This is a genomic window from Candidatus Krumholzibacteriota bacterium (assembly GCA_016932415.1).
Taxonomy (GTDB): domain Bacteria; phylum Krumholzibacteriota; class Krumholzibacteriia; order Krumholzibacteriales; family Krumholzibacteriaceae; genus Krumholzibacterium.
Genome location: JAFGCX010000020.1, coordinates 80395 through 103582, shown reverse-complemented (window position 1 = coordinate 103582; position 23188 = coordinate 80395). Strand labels below are relative to the sequence as shown.

Annotated in this window: 19 protein-coding genes; all 19 read left to right on the top strand. The window is 51.0% G+C overall.

All coding sequences use genetic code 11. The features are described 5' to 3' along the window. The first annotated feature begins 9 nt into the window (after positions 1 to 9). The 19 genes from JW814_07680 to JW814_07590 all read left to right on the top strand — a co-directional run bounded on the left by JW814_07680 (position 10) and on the right by JW814_07590 (position 23170). Entirely contained in the window at positions 10 to 1548 is a 1539-nt protein-coding gene (locus JW814_07680) for a glycosyltransferase family 39 protein (GenBank protein ID MBN2071319.1), read from the top strand. A 250-nt stretch (positions 1549 to 1798) separates the two neighbouring features. Beyond that, a complete protein-coding gene (locus JW814_07675) occupies positions 1799 to 2242 on the top strand; it encodes a hypothetical protein (protein MBN2071318.1) in 444 nt (147 codons plus the stop codon). A gap of 260 nt (positions 2243 to 2502) precedes the next feature. Continuing rightward, positions 2503 to 4785 carry an endopeptidase La gene (gene lon, locus JW814_07670; protein ID MBN2071317.1) on the top strand — a complete coding sequence of 761 codons (2283 nt, stop codon included), beginning with the start codon at positions 2503 to 2505 and terminating at the stop codon, positions 4783 to 4785. Beyond that, positions 4782 to 5876, top strand: a complete 1095-nt coding sequence (locus JW814_07665; GenBank protein ID MBN2071316.1) for a glycosyltransferase family 9 protein — start codon at positions 4782 to 4784, stop codon at positions 5874 to 5876. The genes lon and JW814_07665 overlap by 4 nt, the downstream gene beginning before the upstream one ends. A 27-nt stretch (positions 5877 to 5903) precedes the next feature. Continuing rightward, positions 5904 to 7766, top strand: coding sequence for an ABC transporter ATP-binding protein (locus JW814_07660; protein ID MBN2071315.1), 1863 nt, complete (start codon positions 5904 to 5906; stop codon positions 7764 to 7766). 70 nt (positions 7767 to 7836) lie between these two features. Next, positions 7837 to 8880, top strand: coding sequence for a glycosyltransferase family 4 protein (locus tag JW814_07655; GenBank protein MBN2071314.1), 1044 nt, complete (start codon positions 7837 to 7839; stop codon positions 8878 to 8880). Positions 8881 to 8901: 21 nt separating this feature from the next. Continuing rightward, the gene (locus JW814_07650; GenBank protein MBN2071313.1) at positions 8902 to 9378 is read left to right on the top strand and encodes an adenylyltransferase/cytidyltransferase family protein; all 477 of its coding nucleotides are present in this window, start codon (positions 8902 to 8904) and stop codon (positions 9376 to 9378) included. Position 9379: 1 nt separating this feature from the next. Continuing rightward, positions 9380 to 10414, top strand: a complete 1035-nt coding sequence (locus JW814_07645; protein MBN2071312.1) for a glycosyltransferase family 9 protein — start codon at positions 9380 to 9382, stop codon at positions 10412 to 10414. A 38-nt stretch (positions 10415 to 10452) separates the two neighbouring features. Continuing rightward, complete coding sequence (locus JW814_07640; GenBank protein ID MBN2071311.1) at positions 10453 to 11535, top strand: glycosyltransferase family 9 protein; 1083 nt, start codon at positions 10453 to 10455, stop codon at positions 11533 to 11535. Further along, on the top strand, positions 11532 to 12635 hold the full coding sequence (locus tag JW814_07635) for a glycosyltransferase (GenBank protein MBN2071310.1): 1104 nt from the start codon (positions 11532 to 11534) through the stop codon (positions 12633 to 12635). Before JW814_07640 ends, JW814_07635 begins: the two co-directional genes overlap by 4 nt. 273 nt (positions 12636 to 12908) lie before the next feature. Further along, entirely contained in the window at positions 12909 to 13301 is a 393-nt protein-coding gene (locus JW814_07630) for a hypothetical protein (GenBank protein ID MBN2071309.1), read from the top strand. A gap of 285 nt (positions 13302 to 13586) precedes the next feature. Next, positions 13587 to 14102: a GWxTD domain-containing protein gene (locus JW814_07625; protein ID MBN2071308.1), complete on the top strand. Its 516-nt coding sequence runs from the start codon at positions 13587 to 13589 to the stop codon at positions 14100 to 14102. A gap of 871 nt (positions 14103 to 14973) precedes the next feature. Next, entirely contained in the window at positions 14974 to 17970 is a 2997-nt protein-coding gene (locus tag JW814_07620; GenBank protein MBN2071307.1) for a GH92 family glycosyl hydrolase, read from the top strand. 21 nt (positions 17971 to 17991) lie between these two features. Then, complete coding sequence (locus JW814_07615; protein ID MBN2071306.1) at positions 17992 to 19557, top strand: sodium:solute symporter; 1566 nt, start codon at positions 17992 to 17994, stop codon at positions 19555 to 19557. Positions 19558 to 19636: 79 nt separating this feature from the next. Beyond that, positions 19637 to 19927, top strand: coding sequence for a hypothetical protein (locus tag JW814_07610; protein MBN2071305.1), 291 nt, complete (start codon positions 19637 to 19639; stop codon positions 19925 to 19927). Between the two features lie 323 nt (positions 19928 to 20250). Next, a complete protein-coding gene (locus JW814_07605; protein MBN2071304.1) occupies positions 20251 to 20478 on the top strand; it encodes a hypothetical protein in 228 nt (75 codons plus the stop codon). 30 nt (positions 20479 to 20508) lie between these two features. Continuing rightward, positions 20509 to 21195: a hypothetical protein gene (locus tag JW814_07600; GenBank protein ID MBN2071303.1), complete on the top strand. Its 687-nt coding sequence runs from the start codon at positions 20509 to 20511 to the stop codon at positions 21193 to 21195. A 135-nt stretch (positions 21196 to 21330) separates the two neighbouring features. Beyond that, a complete protein-coding gene (locus tag JW814_07595; GenBank protein ID MBN2071302.1) occupies positions 21331 to 22239 on the top strand; it encodes a DUF3108 domain-containing protein in 909 nt (302 codons plus the stop codon). Further along, complete coding sequence (locus tag JW814_07590) at positions 22223 to 23170, top strand: hypothetical protein (GenBank protein MBN2071301.1); 948 nt, start codon at positions 22223 to 22225, stop codon at positions 23168 to 23170. The genes JW814_07595 and JW814_07590 overlap by 17 nt, the downstream gene beginning before the upstream one ends. Positions 23171 to 23188 lie beyond the last annotated feature (18 nt).

The following is a 23188-nucleotide window of genomic DNA, read 5'->3' as shown; positions in this document are numbered from 1 at the left end:
AAAGGTCACATGAAAGAGATGGACAGGGTAAGGCGCGAATGGATGATCCTTGCCGCGATAATCTTCATCGCGGCGCTGATGCGTTTTGTCAGGTTGGGGCACCAGTCGTTCTGGGTCGACGAGATATTGACGATAGGTTCATACGCGTCGCCACCGGCTCCGATATCATACTGGAGAAAGATCCTCTGGGATATGCACGGCCCTCTCTATTCGCTGGTAATGCACTTCTGGAGTATTGCCGGAAAGAGCGAAGCCTGGTTGAGGACTCCGGGCGCCATTGCCGGCGTCCTTTCCGTATTCTTCATATATCGCTGGGTAAGGATGATAGCTACCGGGACCGTTGCTTTGACGGCTGCCTGGATACTTGCTCTCAATCCCCTTCATATCTACTATTCGCAGGAGCTGAGGTTCTATTCGCTGCTTATCCTCTTTGTCACCCTTTCGATGATAGCTTTCAGGGGTTTTCTCGAAAGACCCGGAAGAAGATCGGGGATAATCCTGGGGATCACCCTCGGCCTGGCCTGCCTTTCGCATTTCATGGCTCTTTTTCTCTGCGCGGGACTTCTCGTCTTCATACTGGTAACGGGGAAGGTCAAAGGCGATCACCTTCGCTATGGCCTCGTTGCGGCGCTAATAACATTTGCCATGGTATCTCCGTGGATATACAGGGAAATATATTTTCTAAGGCAGATCGAGGTCGTCGATATCTCGGCGCTTCCCGACGAATCGAAGCTGAGAGGTGAACTGACTATCAGCCGATGGTCCTATCCTTATATCCTGTATGCCTTCTCTACAGGATTCTCATTCGGCCCGGACCTTCGTAGCCTGCGAGAAGCATCCTCGGTCATGGCGCTTCTGGGAAGGTACGGTTTTCATCTCATAGCGGTCTCTCTCGTTTTCGGGCTTTTGGCGCTGCGCGGGATCATCATGTCGGCGCGAAAGGGAGTCTTTCTTCTTTTCCTTTCCATCCTGACAGTGACGATCGGAGCCGCGACCCTGGCGGCGATGCTTAATATCAAGGTGTTCAATATCAGGTATCTTATGAGCGCTTTTCCAGTTTTTATCGCTCTGCTGGCTTTCGGCGTCCCTGAAAAAAAGGTCTTCAGGATAGCTGTCATGGCGGCTATTACTATTATAATGGCACTTTCCGCGTGGAATTATCATTTCGATCCTCTCTACGCGAGAGATGATATGCGCTCGGGAGCGAAGGTGATCGTTTCGGCCGAACAGCCGGGCGATCTGATCCTCGTTCCCGGATTCGAACCGGTATTCGCGCATTATTATACGGGAACGAACCGGGTAGTGGGGTATATCCCGGTGGAAAGGGGGGCTGAGGATACCAGTCGGAAGATCGCTGAATACGTTGAAAGCAATCAAAGGATCTGGTATATCCAGTGCAGGGAATGGGATGTCGATCCGGGGCGCCTTGCGATATCAGCCCTTTCCAGGCGTTCAGAGCAGACCGAATCGTGGGAATTTCCCGGAGTGAGGATATTTCTATTCACCGTCCATCCTTTCGGCCTGAAAGCTGCCGGAGAGCAGAAATGACGAAGTAGCAACGATCTTGCCTGATATATATAAGATATATACCTGCCGCGTAAGGGTTCATGGGTTGACAATCAGGAAAATCCGGATAAAATTATTAATGCAGGGTTGAAATGCTTTGGAGGGCTATTGTGTGCGATAGACCGGTCATGGTGATCGATATTACCGCGGCGCCACAGGCGTTGCGGTATATTCGTATTCGACCCGCAAAACACGCTGTCTGGCGGTAGCATCAGCAAGTCAGGAGGAAAACATGAATAAGGTGTTTTTATCGATAGTATCGCTTTCCCTGATATTTTCCCTGGGGTGTTCATGTTTTCCGATGGTAGAAAGGGAAGAGCTTGTCGATCTCTGCGAGAGGGAAGATTATGTTAAAAAACATCCCGAATGCAGATTCGGCGAGAATATTCTTTCCGGAGAGATAGTACGCGGGATGGAGGGAAACGAAGTCATGGCGTCGTGGGGGCTTCCCAACGTCTATCTCCTGTCGAAAAACGGGCCCAACGAATACTGGGTCTACTATGTCCACAACGAGGACTCAAGGTCGATCCTGATCTACACCCTGACCTTCAATGACAAGAACAATCTTGCCGACTGGGATATTGACATCAAGAGGTTCAACGGAGGAAGCTATGTCTACAGCCCCGGCAACCAGGAGATTCCAGTCAGCGATAGCAAGGCTTCAGACAGAAGATGACCAGGCCAGGATGGTCTTCCGTCTCCTGGAAAAGATAATCATCGCGCGGGGGCGCTTTCAGCGCCCCTGTTTTTATAAAAATCCTTTTTCAAATTGACTTGGACCGGTCCTTAATCTATTCTCTAACCCGTTATGCGGGATAAATATCCCTCAACAGACCGAAAGAAGGCACGGTGTCGGAGAATAATACCGATTTAATCAGGCAGATCGAGGACGAACTTGCCGTTATCCCCATAAATGACGGAGTCGTTTTCCCTTACATGCTGGTGCCACTGATCATCAGCGACGCCAACCTTATCCGGCTGATCGAGGAAGCTCTCGATGGAAACAGGATAGTCGGGGTATTCACGCAGGTCGACAGGAGCGTTGACGCGCCGGGGCCTCTCGATCTCTACTACACAGGCTGCGCGATGCAGATACAGAAAATGGCCCGTTTCCCCGACGGCCATATCAGGATCATAGGGCAGGGACTTTCCAGGATAGAGATTTTACATTTTACCGATGATGTTCCGTTCATGAGAGCCAGGATAAAAATCCTGGAAGAGAGTGAAGAGGTCGACCAGCAGGCAAAAGCTGTGATGGTCAACGTCAATAACGCCTTTTTCAGATTGATGGACCATTCAGAGAGCTACCCTGATGACCTCAGGAATGTCATTCCCGGGATAAAGGATCCTGGCAGGCTCGGTGATCTCCTGGCGGCGAATATAGATCTCGATATCGGCGAGAAGCAGAAGGCTCTCGAGATGAGCGATCCGATCAGCCGTCTCGAATATATCTACGAAAGGATCAACCGCGAGATCGAGATCGCCAGGATCGGTGAGCAGATACGATCCGGCGTCAATGAGGAGATGGACAAGGAACAGAGGGAATATTATCTCAGGCAGCAGATAAGGGTCATACAGAAAGAGCTCGGTGACGAAGGTCTTGCCGAGGAACTCGATGAGCTCAAGGACCAGATAGACGGCAAGGCGATGCCTGACCACGCCAGGGAAGCGTCAATAAAGGAATGGAACAGGATATCGCGGATGAATACCAGTTCGTCGGAGTACTCCGTGTCGAGGAGATACCTCGAATGGTTGATAGAACTGCCATGGGAGGCTTCGACAGATGATATCATCGATATAAAGAAAGCGAAAGAAGTACTCGACAGGGATCATTACGATCTCGAGGAAGCGAAAGAGAGGATCCTCGAATTCCTCGCCGTAAGAAAACTGAGAAAGGGGGGGAAGGGTTCGATCATCTGTTTCACCGGACCTCCAGGAGTCGGGAAGACTTCGCTCGGGATGAGTATCGCTTCGGCGACGGGAAGGAATTTCGTAAGGATGTCTCTTGGCGGAATAAGGGATGAAGCGGAGATCAGGGGGCACAGGAGGACATATATCGGGGCGATGCCGGGGAGGATAATCCAGGGGATACAGACCGCGGGAAGCAACAATCCTGTATTTATGCTCGATGAGATAGACAAACTTGGTAACGATTACAAGGGGGATCCCTCCTCTGCTCTTCTTGAGGTACTCGATCCCCAGCAGAACAGCTCTTTCGTCGATAACTATCTAAATATACCCTTCGATCTCTCTAAGGTGCTCTTTATTACGACATCAAACGTGACCGATACGATTCCGGCAGCCCTGCAGGACAGGATGGAAGTGATCGAGATCCCCGGATATATCACCAGTGAGAAAGTGGAGATCGCGAGAAGGTTCCTTCTGCCCGCCGAACTTGAAGAGAACGGCGTAAAAAAAGGCAGACTCGAGATAACCGATGACGCGCTGGTCGAGATTGTCGAGCGCTACACGAGGGAAGCGGGAGTCCGCGAGCTTCAGCGCAAGATCGGTAGTATCGCGCGCAAAGTGGCGCGAAAGCTCGTTGAAGGCAGGAAAGGCCCATACAGGGTCTCGACGCGAAACCTCAGGAAATATCTTGGAGGCAAGGATTATCCCGGACAGGATATGCTGGGCGAGGCTGAGATCGGCGTCTCGACCGGCATGGCCAAGACGGCGACTGGAGGGGTGATACTGTTTATAGAGGCTCTGGCGATGAAGGGAGACGGAAAGATAAAGCTCACTGGCCAGCTCGGCGAGGTGATGAAGGAATCAGCCGAGGCGGCGCTCAGCTACGTGAGGTCTTTCTGTTCGAGCGGAGGGGCTGATGAAAAATTCTTCGAGGACCATGACATACACCTTCATATTCCGTCGGGAGCAGTCCCCAAGGACGGTCCGAGCGCGGGTGTCGCGATTTCTACCGCCCTCGCTTCTCTCGCGACAAAAAGCAAAGTACGCAACGATATCGCGATGACAGGCGAGATCACGCTGACAGGGAAGGTTCTAGCCGTCGGCGGTATAAAGGACAAGGTTATTGCCGCTCACAGGGCCGGGATAAGAACGATAATAATTCCCTCTTCGAACAGAAAAGAACTTGAGGATATTCCCGAAAAGATAAAGAATGAAGTGACTTTCGAGATGATAGACAGGGTCGATCAGGCGATTGAAATGGCACTTTGCGGCCGTTCGCCCGGGAAAAAGACTGAAAAGGAGTCAAGGTGACGTACGAGAAGAAGAATGAAAAACTTCTTATGTCGAAGACGATCTCCATCTTTCTGAAAAAGATGCGAAAGGACAAGCCTTTTTCCCTGCCGGACGATCTTATCAGGTCTAAAAGGATCCTGTTCTTCGATTCCGGAGATATGACAGACATTCTTTTCGCCGCGCCGATGGTCAACTGGTTCCGGGATTACTATCCCGATATCAAATTGATGATGCTGGTAGACAGGAAGCACGCGGGAGTGGCGAAAAGCGTCATGAGACTCAATACCATTATCTCCTACGAACCTAAACAGATGAAGATCCTCAAATCCGATTACATGGCCCTTTCAAGAAAACTCAAGAAGGAGCAGATCGACACGACGATACTGATAAGCAGGCAGATGTCGCTTGAAAGGTATCTCCTCGCTTTTCTCTCGGGTGCTCGAATAAGGATCGGGTTCGCCCATCCAATGGCCTTCCCGTTCATAAATTGCGAGGTCAGGGTGTCGGAAGACAGTTATATCGGTAACAGCATAGTGCGACTTCTCGGCGCGATGGGGCTTGGCGTGAAAGAATGCGATCGCCGGATCACCCTTCCAGCGGCGGATATAGCACACGCGAGGCAGCTGATACATTTCAGAAAACCTGAAAAAGGGGTCATCACGGTTGGAATAGACCCGGGCAAGAGCAAGACAAGGCATAATGTCATCCCCGAGATAATGATATACCTGGCGAACAACCTCGCAGGACGCCTGAAGCTGAAATTTCTCGTTTTGATGAACCCGGTGGATATGAAGACGATCGAACGCTTCACGGGCGAACTGAAGGGAGAGGTGATCGACCTCGAACAGATGGGGATAAGCGAGACTCTCGCCCTTCTGTCGCAGTGCGATCTCTTCATGACCGGGAATACCGATCTCTTTCATTTCTCGGCGGCTCTTGACGTACCCACGCTGGCTGTATTCACAAGGTATGACGACAAGAACTGGGTCCCCGATTACGCCTCGAACGTAAGGGTCTTCAAGGGTGTGAAAGGAGAGAAACTCTCGCTGAAAAGTTTCTTCTCGAAAGTGGAAGAGGTCCTCGCGACGAAAGAGGGTATCACGATCTGATCTTTTTCACCGGAAGGCGGGACAGGGGTGCAACCACGGGGTGACGGGCGACTTTATCTCAGGCTTTTATCCTTCCTCTGGCCTTTCTGGCGAAAACTTGTCCTTCTTTTTTTATGCACTTCGATATTTGCTGTCCTGAGCGGTGTCTCACTTACGCTCATCCCGCCGTTTTTGCAGATACTTTTCACTGAAGAGAGCGCCGCTGTCGAGTGGAAAGTATCTTCCGGCGAAGACATCTCCGATAACGTGCCGGGCGCCATCAGGGAGAGGGTCGAAGGGATAAGGACGTTGGCAAGAGCGATGATCTTCCGCGGCAGTCCCTTTGAGAAGCTCGCCCGATTCTGTCTCCTGTTCTTTCTGCTTATGTTCGTGAAGAACTTCTTCGGCTATATGAGTACATACCTGACGATATTCCTTGAACAGTCGATTCTGCACAATATCAGGAGGAAGCTGTACGGCAGGATGCAGGACTTGCCACTTTCCTTTTTCGAAAGGCGCAGGACTGGCGACCTCATATCGAGGATCACGAGCGATGTCACCAATCTGAGGGGAACGATCGTCGGTAGCCTCGCGAGCCTTATAAGGAATTCTCTGATGACTGCCGTGGCGGCGGTGATAATATTCTATACCTCCTGGAAACTTGCGCTTCTTACTGTGATCATCGTTCCGGTGAATATACTTATGATCTCGGTGATAGGAGGAAAGCTGAGGAAGAGATCACGCAGAGCGCAGGAGAGGATGTCCGATATGACCTCGGTCATACAGGAGACGGTATCGGGAATCAGGGTCGTCAAGGCGTTCAGGATGGAAGAGAGGGAAAAAAGGAAGTTCGATCTTTTCAGCGCGAGATATCTCATGGAATATCTCAGGATGAGAAAATACGCCGAGCTCGCTTCTCCCGGGAGCGAGATGCTTGCTCTTGTCGCCTCGGTGATCATAATATGGTACGGAGGAAGGCTTGTGATCTCGGGGGAGATTAGCGCATCATATCTTATCATGTTCATCGTGGCGATGTTATGGGTCGTCGGACCGGTAAGAAACCTCAGCAAGCTTAACAACGTCGTCCAGGTGGGTCTTGCCTCGGGAAGAAGGGTCTTCGAGATCATCGATGCGCCGGGAGAGTATGACGATCCCGGAGGTATCGTGATCGACGATTTTGAGAAGGAGATAGCTTACAGGAACGTCTCGTTTGCCTACAGGAAAGGGACCACAGTGCTGAGCGGGATAGATATGGTCATAAGAAAGGGAGAGGTAGTCGCGCTCGTCGGGCCGAGTGGAGCAGGCAAGTCGACGATAGCCGATCTGCTCCCGAGGTTTTACCGGCCCGATTCCGGCGCTGTCACGATTGACGGAAGGGATATCACTACCATCGACCTCGCCTCGCTTCGTTCGATGATCGGCGTTGTCACGCAGGAGACGGTCCTATTTAACGATACGATATTGAACAATATAGCTTACGCGGACAGTACCGCGTCGATCGACAGGGTCGTAGAGGTGGCAAAGGCGGCGAACGCGCACGATTTCATATCAGCGTTGCCGGATCGATATGATTCTGTCGTCGGCGACCGAGGAGCGCAGCTCTCGGGAGGGGAGAGGCAGCGGATAGCGATTGCAAGGGCACTGCTTAAGAACCCGAGGATCCTGATCCTTGATGAAGCTACGAGCGCGCTCGACTCGGAAAGCGAAAAGCTTGTGCAGGAGGCGATCGAAAGGCTCGTAAAAGGGCGCACGACTCTTGTGATAGCGCACAGGCTATCGACTGTAAGAAACGCTGATCGTATAGTAGTTATAAAGGACGGACGGGTTGATCAGAGTGGAAGCCACGCGGAACTTATAGAAAAAGATGGTATATACAGGATGCTTTTCGACCTGCAGACCGGTATCTCGTGATATTTACCCAGGCGGAAAGTATCTATGAGTCGGGGCAGATACGGAAAAAACTCAACGCGGCGGAGCGAGAATGAATATAGGAGCTCTTCTTCCCCACATGATGGTCTTTGGCGGAGTGAGAAGATATATTGAGCTCGGAAATATCTTCGTTTCGAGGGGGCACAGTTTTACGATATATACTCCGTCAGGGGAGAAGCCTTTGTGGCTGGGGTTCGAAGGGAAGACCGGGAAGATCGATGACCTGGCGGGATCAAGTCAAGATATCCTTCTTACCGGCAGCCCCGAATATATAGACGCGGTCAAGGGAGCAAAGGCGAAAGCATCTGTATTTTACCTTCAGATCGAGGGCCTCAAAGAAGAGCGCGAGATAGCGCGCGACAGAACCCTTCACCTGATGGTCAATTCGTCCAGGCTTGCCAGAAGGGTGAGAAGGAGTTATTCGATCGAACCGATTGATGGGATAGGAGGAGTAGATCCTGACTTTTTCTGTCCAGGCACTGATAGGGAAATCAGTGTCGATAAGGGAGGAGAAGGCCCCTTTTGCGACCGGCTAAGAGGGGAAAAGCTCAACATCCTCTGCTACGGCAGGTTATCCCGGCCGAGAAAGGGGACGAGGTTCGCCGTGAAGGCGGCGGCCGATCTTTACCGCAAAGGTCACAGGGTCGAGCTTCATCTTTTCGACAGCGCTGTCGGCGGGAGCGTTGACGGGAGGATAGGGTTCGATCCTGGAGTTCCTTTCAGGTTCTACTCGAACATATCGCAGGAATCTCTCCGGGAGGTCTACAGGGGGGCAGACATTTTCGTCACAGCAGAGAAAAGGGCCGGCTGGAACAATACTGCCGCGGAAGCTGCCGCCTGCTCCCTGGCTATCGTGACTACTGGAAGCGGCACTGGCGATTTCGCCGTAGATTGTGAGTCTGCGCTGGTAGTGCCATTTCGAAATTCATGGTTCATAGGGAGAGCAGTGAAGAGACTGGCAGAGGATCCCGTACTGAGGAAAAGACTGGGAGAGAAGGCCAGGCAAAAAGTAGCTGAATTTTCGTGGGAAAGACTCTGCGATAAAATGGAGACCGGCTTTTATCGGCTGCTGGATGGCAACAGGCCCGGAAAATAGAAACGGAGAGACGAAGGAAACATGAAAAGGATATTCGACAAGACCGGAGAGCTTATGATAGTCCTCGGCGCACACCGCGAAGCGGGAATGCGGATCGTGCTTGCAAATGGCTGTTTCGATATTCTGCATGCCGGCCATATAAGGTATCTTGAAGAAGCTGCAAGAGAAGGCGAAATAATGGTCGTTGCCATAAATGACGATGCGTCGGCGCGGAAGCTGAAGGGTGCCGGCAGGCCAGTCGTCCCCGATGTCGAGAGGGCAGAGATCTTGGCGGCTCTAAGGTGTGTCGATTATATACTGATCTTTCCAGGGCTGACCGCGGACCTGGTGATAAGGGAACTGAGGCCAGACGTGCACGCCAAGGGGACCGATTATATGATAGACGATGTCCCGGAGCTTGAGAGCTCGATCTCTGTCGGGTGCAGGACGATCATCACCGGGGACAGGAAATCGCGTTCAAGCAGTGAGATCATAGCCAGGGTGCGCGGGAAGGACTGATGTGGATCTTGCCGTAGAGGCTCGAAGAAGAGGGCGCAAACTGAAGATACTCGTCACGAGGCTGAGATTTCTCGGTGATGTGATCATCACCACTCCTGTACTTGAAGCCCTTGGAAGGAAGTATCCCGGCGCGGAGATCTGCTATCTCGCGCAGCCAGGGTACGCTGATATCCTCAGAAACCACCCGGTGCTCCGCGGTATCATCGAGCTTCAGCCCGGGATCGGAGGCTTTCACAGAACGGTCTCGCTTTTAAGGAAGATGAGATTTATCGCGGCGATAGATCTTTTCTACAACCCGGCGAGCGCCAATCTTTTATTTCTGTCAGGGATACCGGTAAGGATCGGAGGCAGGAGGCGGTTCAGGGAAAAGCTTTATACTTCTGCGGTCGATGTTCCGCCGGGAGTAAAAAGCGCGGTCGATCATCATCTCTATTTTCTGAAAGCGGTGGATATAGAGATATCCGGTGCGATTCCGAAGGTCTATCTCGATGATAATGAGAGAGAGAAGGGAAGAGCGGTTGTCGACGCGATCCGGGGTAAATCACGGTGCGAAAGGATCGTCGCTATTGTTCCTGGAGGAAAATGGCCGGTGAAGAGATGGGCGCCGGAATATTTCGCGGCGCTTGCTGATCTGGTCCGGGAGAAGGCTGGCGCCCATTGCGTGGTGATAACAGGTCCGGGAGAAGAGAAGATCGTGGGTCGACTCGTCGGGGAAGCCAAGGGGGACATCGAGACTCTTTCGCCGCGGGCGGTCAGGGATGTTGCTTTGATCATCGAATCATGCGATGCTGTTGTGGCTAACGATGGAGGAATAATGCATCTTGCCGTAGCACTCGGCAGGCCGACTGTCGCCCTTTTCGGCCCTACAGATCCGGCGATATGGTTTCCATATGAAGAGATGGGGCCTTTTCGCGTGCTGACGGCAGGACGGGAATGTTCGCCGTGCGACAGACACACGTGCGGCGATATGGGGTGCATGGAAGATATCGGACCTTCGGATGTCGCGGATGAGTTGCTCTCGGCGGCTCTCTGGTAAAAAAGGCAAATATTAACCGAACGAATGCCGGAGGTGAGATGGCTCAAAAAAAACCGCTTCCAGATCTGACAAAACTCGGGCGGGTCGACAGGATCCTCATTGTCAGATATTTCGCCTTGGGCGATATAGCTCTATCCGTACCTATAGTCCGCGGCATGAGGGAAGCATTCCCCGAATCCGAGATCAGCTATCTGGTATGGGAACGATACTCCGATGCCCTTCTGGGCGTCGAAGAGGTCGATCGCGTGATCATCCTGAAAGAGGGGATCTTCGAGTGGTTGATGATGGCAAGAAGGCTAAGAAGAGACAGGTACGACTTTATACTGGACCTTGTCAGCTCTCCAGGCAGCGCGCAGCTCAGCTGGCTGAGTGGCGCGAAGGTCAGGATAGGAATGGAGACCGGCCGAAACGATTGGTGTTATCATTACCTGCTTCCGAGAAGATTCGAAAAGGAAAGCAGAAAAATAAAATACTACACTCTCGACACGAACAGGGAACTTATGAAGATGATGGTCACTGGTAGCGATGGCATGGCGTGGACGCCGGTAAATAGGAGTGATGACGCCAGCCTCGAGATCGGATTTCCCCCCGCTCGTTACGGGGAAGATTGGGCAAAAGAGTATTTCGCTGGCCTGCCTTCGACAAGGGGTGGTTACGCCGGGATAACCGCATCGTCCAGTTACCTGTCGAAATCGTGGCCGATCGAGAACCTTTCGAAACTCGCGAGAGAGATACATTACGAGTTCGATATCATCCCTGTGATAATCTGGGGCCCGGGGGAAGAGAAAGATGCCATGAAGCTACGCGATTCGGTGAAATCATCCATATTGCCGCCTCTTATCAAGATACCGGAGCTCGGCGCTATGATCAGGAGACTGAGGTTTCTTGTTGGGATAGATTCGGGCCCGAAGCATATCGCCGTGCTTGAGGGCGTTCCAACAGTCACTCTTTTCGGGCCAACCGATCCGATGGTATGGGATCCTGTGACCGAGAAGCATCGGGTCCTCTCTGTCGATATGGAATGTTTTCCCTGCAGGGACAGAGATTGCCCTGATAACAGGTGTATGAAAGATATCGAGGTAGATGATGTCCTCGATGAGATAAGAAAGATCATCCGATGACTGGCATATCAGATGGCAGCGGGAATAATTCAATCCTCTTTTTCGGGGGGTACGACGAGGAATATCCGAGAAACAGGATCATTAGAAAAGGGCTCCGAAAGATCGGTGTCAGGGTGGACGAGTGCCACGCCGACTGGAAGTCCAGAGTGATCACAAGATATCCGTGCCTTACCGCGAAGTATCTCGGGACAAGGGAGAGGGGAGAAGTGTTCTTTGTCCCCGAATTCAGGCACAAGGATGTACCTCTCGCGTGGTTTCTGGCAAGGATGTCGGGGAAGAAGGTCGTCTTCGATCCCCTCGTCTCGAGGTATGCTACAAGGGTGCTCGACAGGGAAGACGCCACCGAGGGTACGCCCGCATCGTGGCACAACAGGAATCTGGACAGGACCTCGATGAAGATGGCTGATCTTGTCATCGCCGACACGGACGCTCACGCGCGATATTATTCAGAAGAGTTCGGTATCGACAGGGGAAAGATAAAGACCCTGTACGTCGGATTCGACGATGGGGAATTCGGTCTGTGCGAGGAACCCCCCGAATCGGAACCTTTCAGGGTCCTCTTCTACGGTTCTTACCTGCCTCTTCACGGCGTCGATACGATCGTCAAATCGGCAAGGCATCTTTCGGAGAGTCCAGTATCATTCACGATGGTCGGAGGCGGGCAGACATATTCTATCGCAAGAGAACTCGCGCGAGGTCTTCCTGAAGAGAAGATAATTTTCAGGGAATATGTCCGGCCGGATAAGCTCAGCCAGTTGATTCGCGATCATCACCTGGTTCTCGGTATCTTCGGGACGACTCCCAAGACCGAACTGGTCATCCCGAACAAGGTCTTTCAGGGGATCGCTTCGGGAAGGCCAGTCATCACGGCAGATACTCCGGCGATCAGGGAGCTCTTCAGAGCGGACAGAGATATATTACTCGTACCGAAGGGGGAGCCGGAAAAACTGGCCGTGGCTATTGAAACGCTTCGATCTGACAGAGAGAAAAGAAACGTTATTTCCAGAAACGGTGTGGGGCTTGTGAGATCAATGCACAATCCTGAAAGGACAGCGGAAAAGCTGCTCTCGATCCTCAAGGATTCGGGTGTTATGCGGTAGCAAATCGTTCGCAATTGCATCTACAAACAGGATGTTTTCAGATAGAATTATTATCATATAATGCGTATAGTACTGGCATAGGGAATTGCATCAGAACTGAAACATTAATTCGTAAATAGAGGCATTTGCGCACTCGCCTGGCGATGCCAGGACTCGGCAGTCACGGCCGGCCGAACTTAGTGCTTGGTGATAGATAAATAGGGGATTGCGGCCGCGCCGCAAATGCTCACAACGTTATGCGCTATAGACGGTGCATCACTTATAGGAGGAGAAGTGGCAATTCTGACAGGAATCCTGATATTACTCATTGGTATTGTACATATAATATTCGGAGAGGTATCGCAGATTCCCGAACTGATGAAACATCTTGATGATCCTGCCATAATTGGTTCTGTCCGAGTGATGATCTACCAGGGTGGGGTGATACTGCTTGGGGTAGGCTTACTGCAATTCTTGAGAGGGTTGAATCGTGTTCAGCTGCGTGGGGTTGCATCTTGGATACCAGTCGGGATTATCATTCTCAATATTTTTACATTTATATTGGTTGGATTGCTGTTTGACTTAATTGTGATTCGGATCGCTTTCCCTCAACTGATCATATTCTTAATCATAATAGTGCTGATGATAGTGGAACTTCGAGCGTATAAAGCTCGAGATAAACAATGAGATCCGTGTAAAGTACATAACAGATGCATTTGCACACTCGGCTGCTGACGCAGCCTCGGCTGTTACGGCCGCGCGGAGCTTGAGTGCATGGTGATATATCGATAGGGGATTGCGGCCGCGCCGCAAGCTCACACAACGTTATACGAAAGTACTATTGAAACTATTGGAATACATTGGAATGAAAATCATATTCTCACTATACCTGATCATCATTCTTCCTGCTGCGCTACTTGTTCAACCAATGAAAATCTTTCTGCTTTCAATGAAGAAGAGCTGTTTCAACTCTTGAGTAAACCGGAAAGAGAATATTATCAGGGATTACGATTCCTACTGAATAAATACCAAAAAAGGCAATATCTTACTCTTGGAACACGGTCAGCGAGGGAGAATTGGATAATTAAATTCTGGAAAATGAATGATCCGATTCCCAGTACAAAAGCAAATGAACGAAGAATTGAACATGAGAACAGGGTCAGGATTGCGAAGGAGCAATATCCTAAAAAAACATTTCCAGGTCTGGACCACAGAGGGGAAACATTGATCAGGTTCGGTGAACCGGATCAGATAAATCGAGTCGATGCCGACCTGGTTTCGCTGGAGCAAAGTGTAGATTATTTCCGTTTAAAAAAGCCTGGTGAAGTATGGTATTATCATTTGATAGGCCTCATTGTCCCATTTGAACAGGTCAAGCTCGATGGTGAGTGCATATACAATATGGAGATATTTACTGTCGATCGAAATATGAGAGATATGTTGAATAGAAACGGGAATTATCTTTTAAATGATATCTGGTCTGATTGATTTTTACTTCGATATAGTACATTTCAGAGGTGGCCCTGGCAAGGTCAAAGCGGAAGTGAATTTGGAAATACCGACAACCGAGCTGACTTATTCTGAGGAAAATTGAGAATGTCATTCACGGCTTGAACTTTTTGTCAGCATTCATGATATGGAAATGAATGAAATTGTATCCGCGAAAAAGAAAACGAGTTTATCGTTCAAAGGATTGAATCCTGAAAAAACATCACTCATTCCAGCCCAGTTTACATTTACTCTGGATCCGGGATACTACCGGATCTGTTTAAAGGCTAAAGACCTTATTTCAAATCGTAACGGGAGTTACAGAATCAGCAACCTCATCAAGCCTTTGGGAGAAGGTCTTGGTATCAGTTAAATATGAAACGTCAGCTTATGGAAAAACACAACGGGAACGTATCGAATTTGACGCAAAAGAACTCCGGGGAGGAATATTTCAATTATCAGTAACAGTAATGGACAGACGAACCAGAGAATCAACGACACAAATTGCCAAATTCACTGTTATTGAATGATATTTGCAGTGACGGTATGAACGGGCAAAATATTATCTTATTACTTATCGTTGAGTTTATGAGCGTCGTTATCGTCTTTATCATTGCTGGTTTGATAACGTAACGATTTTGATCTTCCCTGCTTTTAATCTGTTCTGACAGCGATGTTATCTCTGGACTTTCATCGATGATCTGAATCATAATCCGAAAGCGTAAGATCAATAGTTCAGACCCGGTTCTTTAGGTGGTCGGATATCTTTCCAGGCGATCGGGGGAAGGGCATGACAGGTAAATTCCGCTTAGCCTTCTGTTTAGTCGCGGTTTCGTCCATTCTTCTTTCGGGAATTACGCCGGTTCCCTCTATGAGTAAAGAACCTGGCGCCATCATTCAAGGTAAGGATCTGTTTCAATCCAGTACCGCGGAACTGGCAGGCCTCCTGACAAGCAACCTGGGATTCGCCGTCCTCGCCGATCCTATCGTCGGCACGGGGAGCCACGGCCACACCTATCCCGGAGCGACCATCCCTTTTGGCATGGTGCAGCTCAGTCCAGACACGAGGCTTACAGGATGGGACGGGTGCTCGGCGTACCATTACTCTGATAATTATATTTACGGATTCAGCCACACGCACCTGAGTGGAACTGGCTGCTCCGACTATGGAGATATCCTCCTGATGCCGTTAAGTATTCCGCTGGACCCGCCGGAGACAAAGCCGTCACTGGAAAACGGTGCTGACGGGGAAGCCGGGTACAGGTCTCGTTTCGACCACTCGAGCGAGACGGTTCTTCCGGGATTCTATTCGGTATATCTTGATGACCACGATATCGGTGTAAGGCTCACAGCGACTCGAAGATGCGGATTCCATCACTACAGCTATCCCGAGGGCAGGGGAGAGGCGATAGTAATAGACCTGGCGCATAGGGACAAGGTCATTGATTCGGCCATATATATAAACAGTTCCACGGAAATCTCTGGGTTCAGAAGATCGAGGGCATGGGCCGAAGATCAGCATGTCTATTTCGTTGCGAGGTTCTCGCGGCCGATCGTTAGACACGCCTTATCAATAGGCGGCGATCCGGCGTCGGAAACGGTGAAGGAAATATCCGGTGAGGATCTCCGAGGGTGGTTCACATTCGATCCAGGCGACGGAGGTGTTCTGTTCGTAAAGGTCGGGATATCCGCCGTCAGCATAGAAGGGGCCCGGGGAAATCTCGATGCCGAACTCCCCGACTGGGATTTCAATGAGACAGCGAGAGAAGCGCTTGCTGAATGGGACCGATCTCTCAGCAGGATAATAGTCAAGGGGGGTAACACGAGTCAGAAGAGAACATTCTACAGCGCTCTTTATCACTCCCTTCTTGCTCCCAATCTCTACAGCGACGTCGATGGAAGATACAGGGGAAGGGATCTTAAGATACACAGCACTGATGATTTCGAATATTACACCGTATTTTCTCTATGGGATACGTACAGGGCCGCTCATCCTCTTTTTACTATAATAGAGCCTGAAAGGACAGTCGATTTTATGAAGACATTCCTCAGGCAGTACAAAGAGGGAGGCGCCTTGCCGGTGTGGGAACTCGGCGCTAACGAGACGGGTTGCATGATAGGGTATCACGCCGTCCCCGTCATTGCCGACGCATATATAAAAGGAATAGATGATTTTGACTCAGAGCTTGCTCTCGAGGCGATGATATCGAGCGCCAGCCAGGATCATCTCGGTCTCGAATCGTACAAGGCGAACGGGTTCATAGCTTCCGAGGATGCCGGGCAGTCGGTGTCGAGGACTCTCGAATACGCTTATGACGACTGGTGCATCGCGATGATGGCGCGAGCCATGGGCCGCGCCGATGTCGAGGCGAAGTTTCTCAGGAGAGCGCAGAGCTACAAGAACCTCTTCGACCCGGCGACCGGGTTTATGAGAGCGAGGCTCAACGGCGCTTTCATCGAGCCGTTCGATCCAGCCGAGGTGAATTTCCACTACACCGAGGCTAACTCATGGCAGTACAGCTTCTACGTTCCGCAGGATATAAGCGGACTTGCGATGCTGCATGGAGGGATGGCGGAGCTCGAAGCGAAACTCGATTCTCTCTTCGCGCAAAGGAGCGATCTGAAAGGCCTCGATCAACCTGATGTCACAGGCCTGATCGGGCAGTACGCCCACGGGAACGAACCGAGTCAGCATATGGCTTACCTGTATAATTACACCGGCTCCCCCTGGAAGACGCAGAGGCGAGTGCGGGAGATCATCGACACGATGTACGGCGACAAACCGGATGGTCTTTGCGGCAACGAGGACTGCGGGCAGATGTCTTCCTGGTATGTGCTGAGCGCTCTGGGCTTTTATCCGGTAACTCCCGGAGATGATATTTATATTATCGGTTCGCCTCTCTTTGATAAGGCTGAGATCGAACTCAGCGATGGAAAGTCATTCATCGTATCGGCGCGAAGGGATACGCCAGAGAGCATATATATACGATCTGCCACCCTTAACGGCAAGAAGTACGACAGGTCGTTCATCTCGCATCGGGATATCGTCCACGGCGGCGCCCTGGAACTCGAACTCGGTCCCGAGCCTTCCTATTCCTGGGGGATGGGAAAAGGAAACGTCCCCATATCCCGGATAGAGAAAGAGATCGTCTGTCCGTCTCCGGTGATAGATACCTCAGGGAGGATCTTTACCGGGAGCCTGACTCTCTCCTTTTCATGCGCCGAGAATGAGGCGGAAATCAGGTATACCACCGATGGCAGCGAGCCTGGACCGGAGTCAAGGCTGTACGGGAAACCGTTCACTATAACAGAGACTTCCACTATTAAAGCAGCCGCGTACAAAACCGGGATGATCGGGAGCAGAACGCTCATGAGCCACTTTACCCGGATCAAGGAGGGAATATTCGTCAAGCTCACGGGAGAATACAGTCCTCTTTATTCCGGCGGAGGCCCGCTCGCGCTTGTCGACCAGATCAGGGGAGGCGAGGATTTTCGAACCGGGGGATGGCAGGGATACCAGGGGATCGATTTAGAAGCAGTGATCGATCTTGGAAAAGAAATCGATATAAAGAAAATATCAGCCGGTTTCATGAACGATCCAGGAGCTTGGATATTTCTGCCGGTAAGAGTCGGATTCGCGGTATCTTCTGACGGCGAGAGCTTCAGCGACGCGGGAGAGATTGAAAATCCTTTCAACGAAGAACCGGATGATGAAAAAATATGGGAGGCTCGTTCAAAAAACCTCAGCGTGCGCGCGAGGTATGTCAGGGTCAGAGCGGAGAACATAGGAGTATGTCCGCCGGGCCATCCAGGCGAGGGCAGCAGGTCCTGGATATTCATCGACGAGATAACGGTCGACAGGCAGTAGAGTAGATAACAAGGAGGATCAATGGTCGTTTTCAGCTTTCTCGACTGGTTCTGGCTGATAGCGTTCATCGTGCTGATGGTAGGAAGCGGAGTGAGGTTCTACAGGCTCGGCAAGAGATCCGAGGCGGACTTTTTCCTTGCCGGCAGGGGATTGCCGTGGTGGCTTCCGGCATCTTCCGTATATGCTACGCATACGGCGACCGATACGCCGATGTGGGTCTCGGGAGTTGTATACAGGTTCGGCCTCGCCGGCCTCTGGTACACCTTTTTTTCGGCCTGGTGCGCGATCAGCGCCTTTGTATCGACTAAAATATTCAGGCGTTCTCTCGCCTACACGCAGGCCGAGTGGCAGTCTCAGCGTTTCGGCGGGATGTCTGGCGAGCTGCTCCGCGGCTGGGTAGCGGGCTGGCAGGTCTTTCTCAATATGTTTATCCTCGGCTGGGTCGGTATAGCTATGGGGAAGGTCTGCGGATTCATGTTCGGCTGGCCGCTCTGGATAGGCCTTATAGTATTTTCCTCAGTCTGCGCCGTCTATGTTCTTGCCGCTGGATACTGGGGGGTCGTGATGGCCGATTTCCAGCAGGGAGTAATCGCTTTCATAGTGATAATCATAGTCTCCTTCTGGGGGATCCATGCTGCCGGCGGAGCGGCGGGAATAATTTCGAAGCTTGAGGTGATGGGAGAGGCGGGAAGGCTCAACCCGTTCAATTTCACGGGATTTCTCAGCGGAGATTTTCCGATGGTCTGGTTTCTGACGATGCTGTTTATCGGAATACTTGGCGGACTCGGCATGGGAACCGCGATAGACTGGTTTCCCGAAGCGCAGAGGATCCAGTCTGCAAAAACGGTCAAGGACGCGTCATGGTCGATATGGGCAGGGTCGGCTCTCGTCATCTTCAGGAACGCCCTATGGGGCGCCGCGATCCTCGCCTTTTTCGTCCTCTATCCGAACCTCAGCGATGTGAAAGATTACGAGATGGGCTGGTTCCGGCTCGGTTTCGAGAATCTGCCCGCGGGGATGATAGGGTTCTTCTTCGCCGCCATAGTGGCGATACATATATCGACGATATCTACGCATCTGAATCTCGGCGCGGTCTATATAACAAGGGACCTTTATCACCACTACATCAATCCTCAGGCGACCCAGGAAAAGCTTGTCAGGGTCGGACGGATAGGGACTGTGATACTGCTCGCTGGATCTTTTATCTTCGGTTCCATAATGGAGAATATCACTGAGTGGCTGATCTTCGCCCTCTGGATAATGGCGGCGGGTATATGGCTTCCGGGGATACTACAGGTCGTCTGGTGGAGGTTCAACGGCTGGGGGTACCTGACCGCCTGGGTCTCGAACCTCGTTTTTTCGTGGCTTGTCGTCTGGGTGCTTCCGGCGTTCGGGATTCTGCCCGAGCTGAAGGATTATCACCAGTTCTGGCTCCTGATGCTTCTCGGAGCCGTTGTCTTCATCCCGGTGACATTCTTCACGAAACCGGAGAAGATGGACAGGCTGGTCAAGTTCTATGTCATGTCACGGCCTGTCGGCTGGTGGGGCCCGGTAAGGCGGGAAGCGCAAAAGCGCGGATTGTTATGAGGAACGATCGCTCCGGCGAGCGGAGAAAATGGAATACAATAGATGTCGCCTGTTTTGATATCAATCACCCAGGGAGATGATCTTGATGTTCAGAAAAGAATGGACAAGCGATGAAGCTGAGAGATGGACGATCCACGATACTGTGACGGTGATTATCTCACCTGTAATATACGTTCTCATACTGATAGGGGGAGCGTTGAGCGCCCTTTTGATGCCGCTCGGATTTGCCCTCCTGGCTATAGGTATCGTTCTAATATTTGTCATGGTAAAAATAATCAACCCCAAACTCTCCGCCATATCGAAGGCGTACGAAGAGAAGCAGAAGGGTTATATGGAAGAGCTTGAGAAGAAGGTGAAGTGGGAGGAATAATCGGCTGGCCGGGCGGTCTGCCTGAAGGCGGACTCCGAGTGGAGATGATCGGATAAAAGTAGATTTTCATATACTGGGAAGAGGAAAGGATAATCTAAATGGACAATGGACTGAAGATGGTGCTTGGAATGACACTCGCTTACGTGACTTCGTTCGCCGGGCTTATACTTGCCTGGCATTCATGGAGAAAACATCACGGCAGCAGGGAGGACAACTGATGAAATCCGTTCTTTTCGGGATCGTTGTCCCGGCTGTAGTATTTGCCATATCATTTTTCATGACAGAGATGCTCTTCAGGCATTTTTCAAAAACGGAGGTGGATCATGAAAAAGACGGGAGTTCTTAAGGTTGTTAACCTGATCCTTGGGATATTCTTCGTCAATCAGGTCGTGACCGGGCTGATTCACGCGAGACTTTCTCACAATATGTACGAAATATTGCATGAGGGTGGAGGTATAATCCTTGCCCTGTCGGGGGTGCTTCATCTGATCCTGAACTGGAACTGGATAAATTCAAATTACCTGAGAAAGTCGGCGGCTACAAAAGCTTAGGAACTGCTTGAAAGGGAAAGGGAGGATATTATGCGTAGAGGACAAAAGACTCGATTCGTAAAATTGAGCTGTATTCTGGCAATTCCGGTTTTAATGATCCTTATGACCCAGTCAGCCGATTCTCAATCTGAAAGCGCCGCCGCTGAAGATAAGCTGCAGGAGCTTGTTATAAAAAGATATTCTGATTTTCTGAGATCGCATCCATGCGAAGAACTTGTCGAGGGGGGATATCTGCAGCCGGAAGAGAAAATAGAGGAGCTTGAGAAGAAAGTATCTGTCGGAATCCACTACGCCGAATACAATCTAAAAGGTGACCTGACGACCCTAGGCGCCGATGATTCTATTGTCGATCTGTGCAAATATATCAATGACAATTTCATCATCATGGCGGAAGGTCATGCGCGGGCGAGGCTATCATTGACAAAAGAGGCCGATGGATGGAGATTCTCCGCTCTAGGCAAACCATCGGAAGAAATGATCGATATGATAAAAGCAGGTCTTCTTGAAAAGGCCGATAATCGCCTTATAAGATTCGGTCCCTTTTATCTCCTTGAGGTGACACGGAACGGAAAACCTGAATATTATCCGGCGAATAAAAATGCTGTCGAGACTTTCAAATTCGACAGGAATGCTAAAGGTAACTTTATACCGATAAACAAGGATACAGTGATCAGGTTGTGGACGGACCTCATGAATAACCGAGACAGGCGAAACTGATGCTGGAACAATGGGTCGCGGCTCACTTATTCCACCATTCTAGCACGTTCCTTGCAAATAGAAGATCCGGAAGCACGGATATGAATTAGAAATGGCGTAAGGTAAAGAGCATAACGGACAGGTAATAAAGGTATTATGATAATTAAATATGTGGATTCAGCATCAATGTGGCCGGGAAGGGTGGTAGCCCTTCTATCAGGATTTATCGTCCTCTTTTCAGGGCAGATCTCTGCCGACGAAGCAGGGGGAAAGCTGCCTCTTGTAGGGACGAAGGACCATGGTATCAAGAAGCTCGAGGGTTTCGAGCTGGTCAATCCTGTCGCGTCAAGGGTGCCGTTCAGCGAGGGTGAGAACCTGATCTTCCAGATCAGGTACGGGCTGATAAACGCCGGTACGGCAACCCTCGAAGTAAGGAATATAGCGGAGATCGACAGCGTAAGATGCTACCATATAGTCTCCGTTGCGAGGACGAACAAGGTATTCGACAAGATATTCAAGGTCCGCGACAGGCATGAATCCTTCATCGATTATGAAAATCTCTACTCGCTGAGGTTCGAGAAGCATCTGAGAGAGGGAAAATACAAGTATGACAGGGAGTATGTCTTCGATCAGAAGAGACATCTGGCGCTCTACAAGGATAAGGAGATGCCTATTGCGCCAAATACGCGCGATATTCTTGCCGCCCTCTATTACGTCAGGACGCTTGATTTCGAACCGGGGCAGGCGGTGGCGATGGCGAATCATGCCAGCGGAAGAAACTATCCGATATATATCAAGATGCTGGGTCGGGAAAGGGTAATTGTTCCCGCCGGTGAGTTCGACTGCGTAGTGATCGAACCTGTCCTCGAGACGAGCGCGATATTCGAGAACAAGGGTAAGTTGACAATATGGCTGACCGATGATACGTTCAAGATGCCTGTTCTGATGCGTTCGAAGGTGATCGTCGGGGCCTTCGAGGCGGTGCTTGAGGAGTATCAGCAGAGTCCCGACTCGATCAGGGTGCTTGAAAAAAGGGGAATCTTCCAGGATGACGAGCAAATATAACGAGATCGATCTCAGCCGTGTCCGGACCGTTTCGATATCAGAGCGCGAAAGCAAGGTCTCCGTCGATGACTATGGAGAGCCTGTGAAGGGCGGAAAGGCCCTGAGGCATTGGATAGATTCTCTCCCTGATCAGCTTGCCGCGAAAAGGTTCCGCAAGCTCGTGCTGGCTTTCAGAAGGGCGAAAGCGGCAAAGAAAAAAGAGATGATATGGATGATAGGAGCCCACGTGATAAAATGCGGACTCCCGCCATACCTGATATCTCTGATGAAAAAAGGGTATATTACCGCACTGGCAGCGAACGGCGCTGTCGCTATCCACGACCTCGAGATCGCCTTCTTTGGCAAGACTTCCGAAGATGTCGCTGCGAATCTCGAAACGGGCACCTTCGGCTTCTGCGCGGAGACAGCCGGAATGCTTTTTGAAGCTGTCGAGGCGGGATCTGACGACAAGCTCGGACTTGGCGAGTCGATAGGCCGCTATATAACAACTGCAAAAGCGCCTTACGCAGCGAAGAGCATTCTTGCCCAGGCGTACAGGGCCGATATCCCTGTTACGATGCATATATCGATCGGTACTGATATAGTCGCCCAGCACCCTGGGTACGACGGGGGAAAATGGGGAGAGCTCTCGGCCCGGGATTTTCGTATATTCGGCCAGCGGGTCCATAACCTCGGACATTCGACCGGAGTCGTACTGAATATCGGTTCGGCTGTGATCCTTCCAGAGGTTTTTCTCAAGGCTTACAGCGCGGCGAGGAACCTCGGGGCCCCTTTTGAAAGACTCACGACAGCCAATATCGACATGATCCAGCATTACCGCCCAGGAGAGAATCTTCTCAGGCGCCCTGCCGGCCTTGGAGCTGAAGCTATCTCCCTTACCGGCCATCACGAGGTCATGATCCCGCTTCTTTATTCCGCCCTGATGTCATAATCAGTTTACGGTTGATTT

Coding starts and splice junctions, on each gene's coding strand:
- JW814_07680 (MBN2071319.1), top strand. CDS start 10: ATGAAAGAGATGGACAGGGTAAGGCGCGAATGGATGATCCTTGCCGCG.
- JW814_07675 (MBN2071318.1), top strand. CDS start 1,799: ATGAATAAGGTGTTTTTATCGATAGTATCGCTTTCCCTGATATTTTCC.
- lon (MBN2071317.1), top strand. CDS start 2,503: ATGCTGGTGCCACTGATCATCAGCGACGCCAACCTTATCCGGCTGATC.
- JW814_07655 (MBN2071314.1), top strand. CDS start 7,837: ATGAATATAGGAGCTCTTCTTCCCCACATGATGGTCTTTGGCGGAGTG.
- JW814_07650 (MBN2071313.1), top strand. CDS start 8,902: ATGAAAAGGATATTCGACAAGACCGGAGAGCTTATGATAGTCCTCGGC.
- JW814_07640 (MBN2071311.1), top strand. CDS start 10,453: ATGGCTCAAAAAAAACCGCTTCCAGATCTGACAAAACTCGGGCGGGTC.
- JW814_07635 (MBN2071310.1), top strand. CDS start 11,532: ATGACTGGCATATCAGATGGCAGCGGGAATAATTCAATCCTCTTTTTC.
- JW814_07620 (MBN2071307.1), top strand. CDS start 14,974: ATGAGTAAAGAACCTGGCGCCATCATTCAAGGTAAGGATCTGTTTCAA.
- JW814_07615 (MBN2071306.1), top strand. CDS start 17,992: ATGGTCGTTTTCAGCTTTCTCGACTGGTTCTGGCTGATAGCGTTCATC.
- JW814_07605 (MBN2071304.1), top strand. CDS start 20,251: ATGAAAAAGACGGGAGTTCTTAAGGTTGTTAACCTGATCCTTGGGATA.
- JW814_07600 (MBN2071303.1), top strand. CDS start 20,509: ATGCGTAGAGGACAAAAGACTCGATTCGTAAAATTGAGCTGTATTCTG.
- JW814_07595 (MBN2071302.1), top strand. CDS start 21,331: ATGATAATTAAATATGTGGATTCAGCATCAATGTGGCCGGGAAGGGTG.
- JW814_07590 (MBN2071301.1), top strand. CDS start 22,223: ATGACGAGCAAATATAACGAGATCGATCTCAGCCGTGTCCGGACCGTT.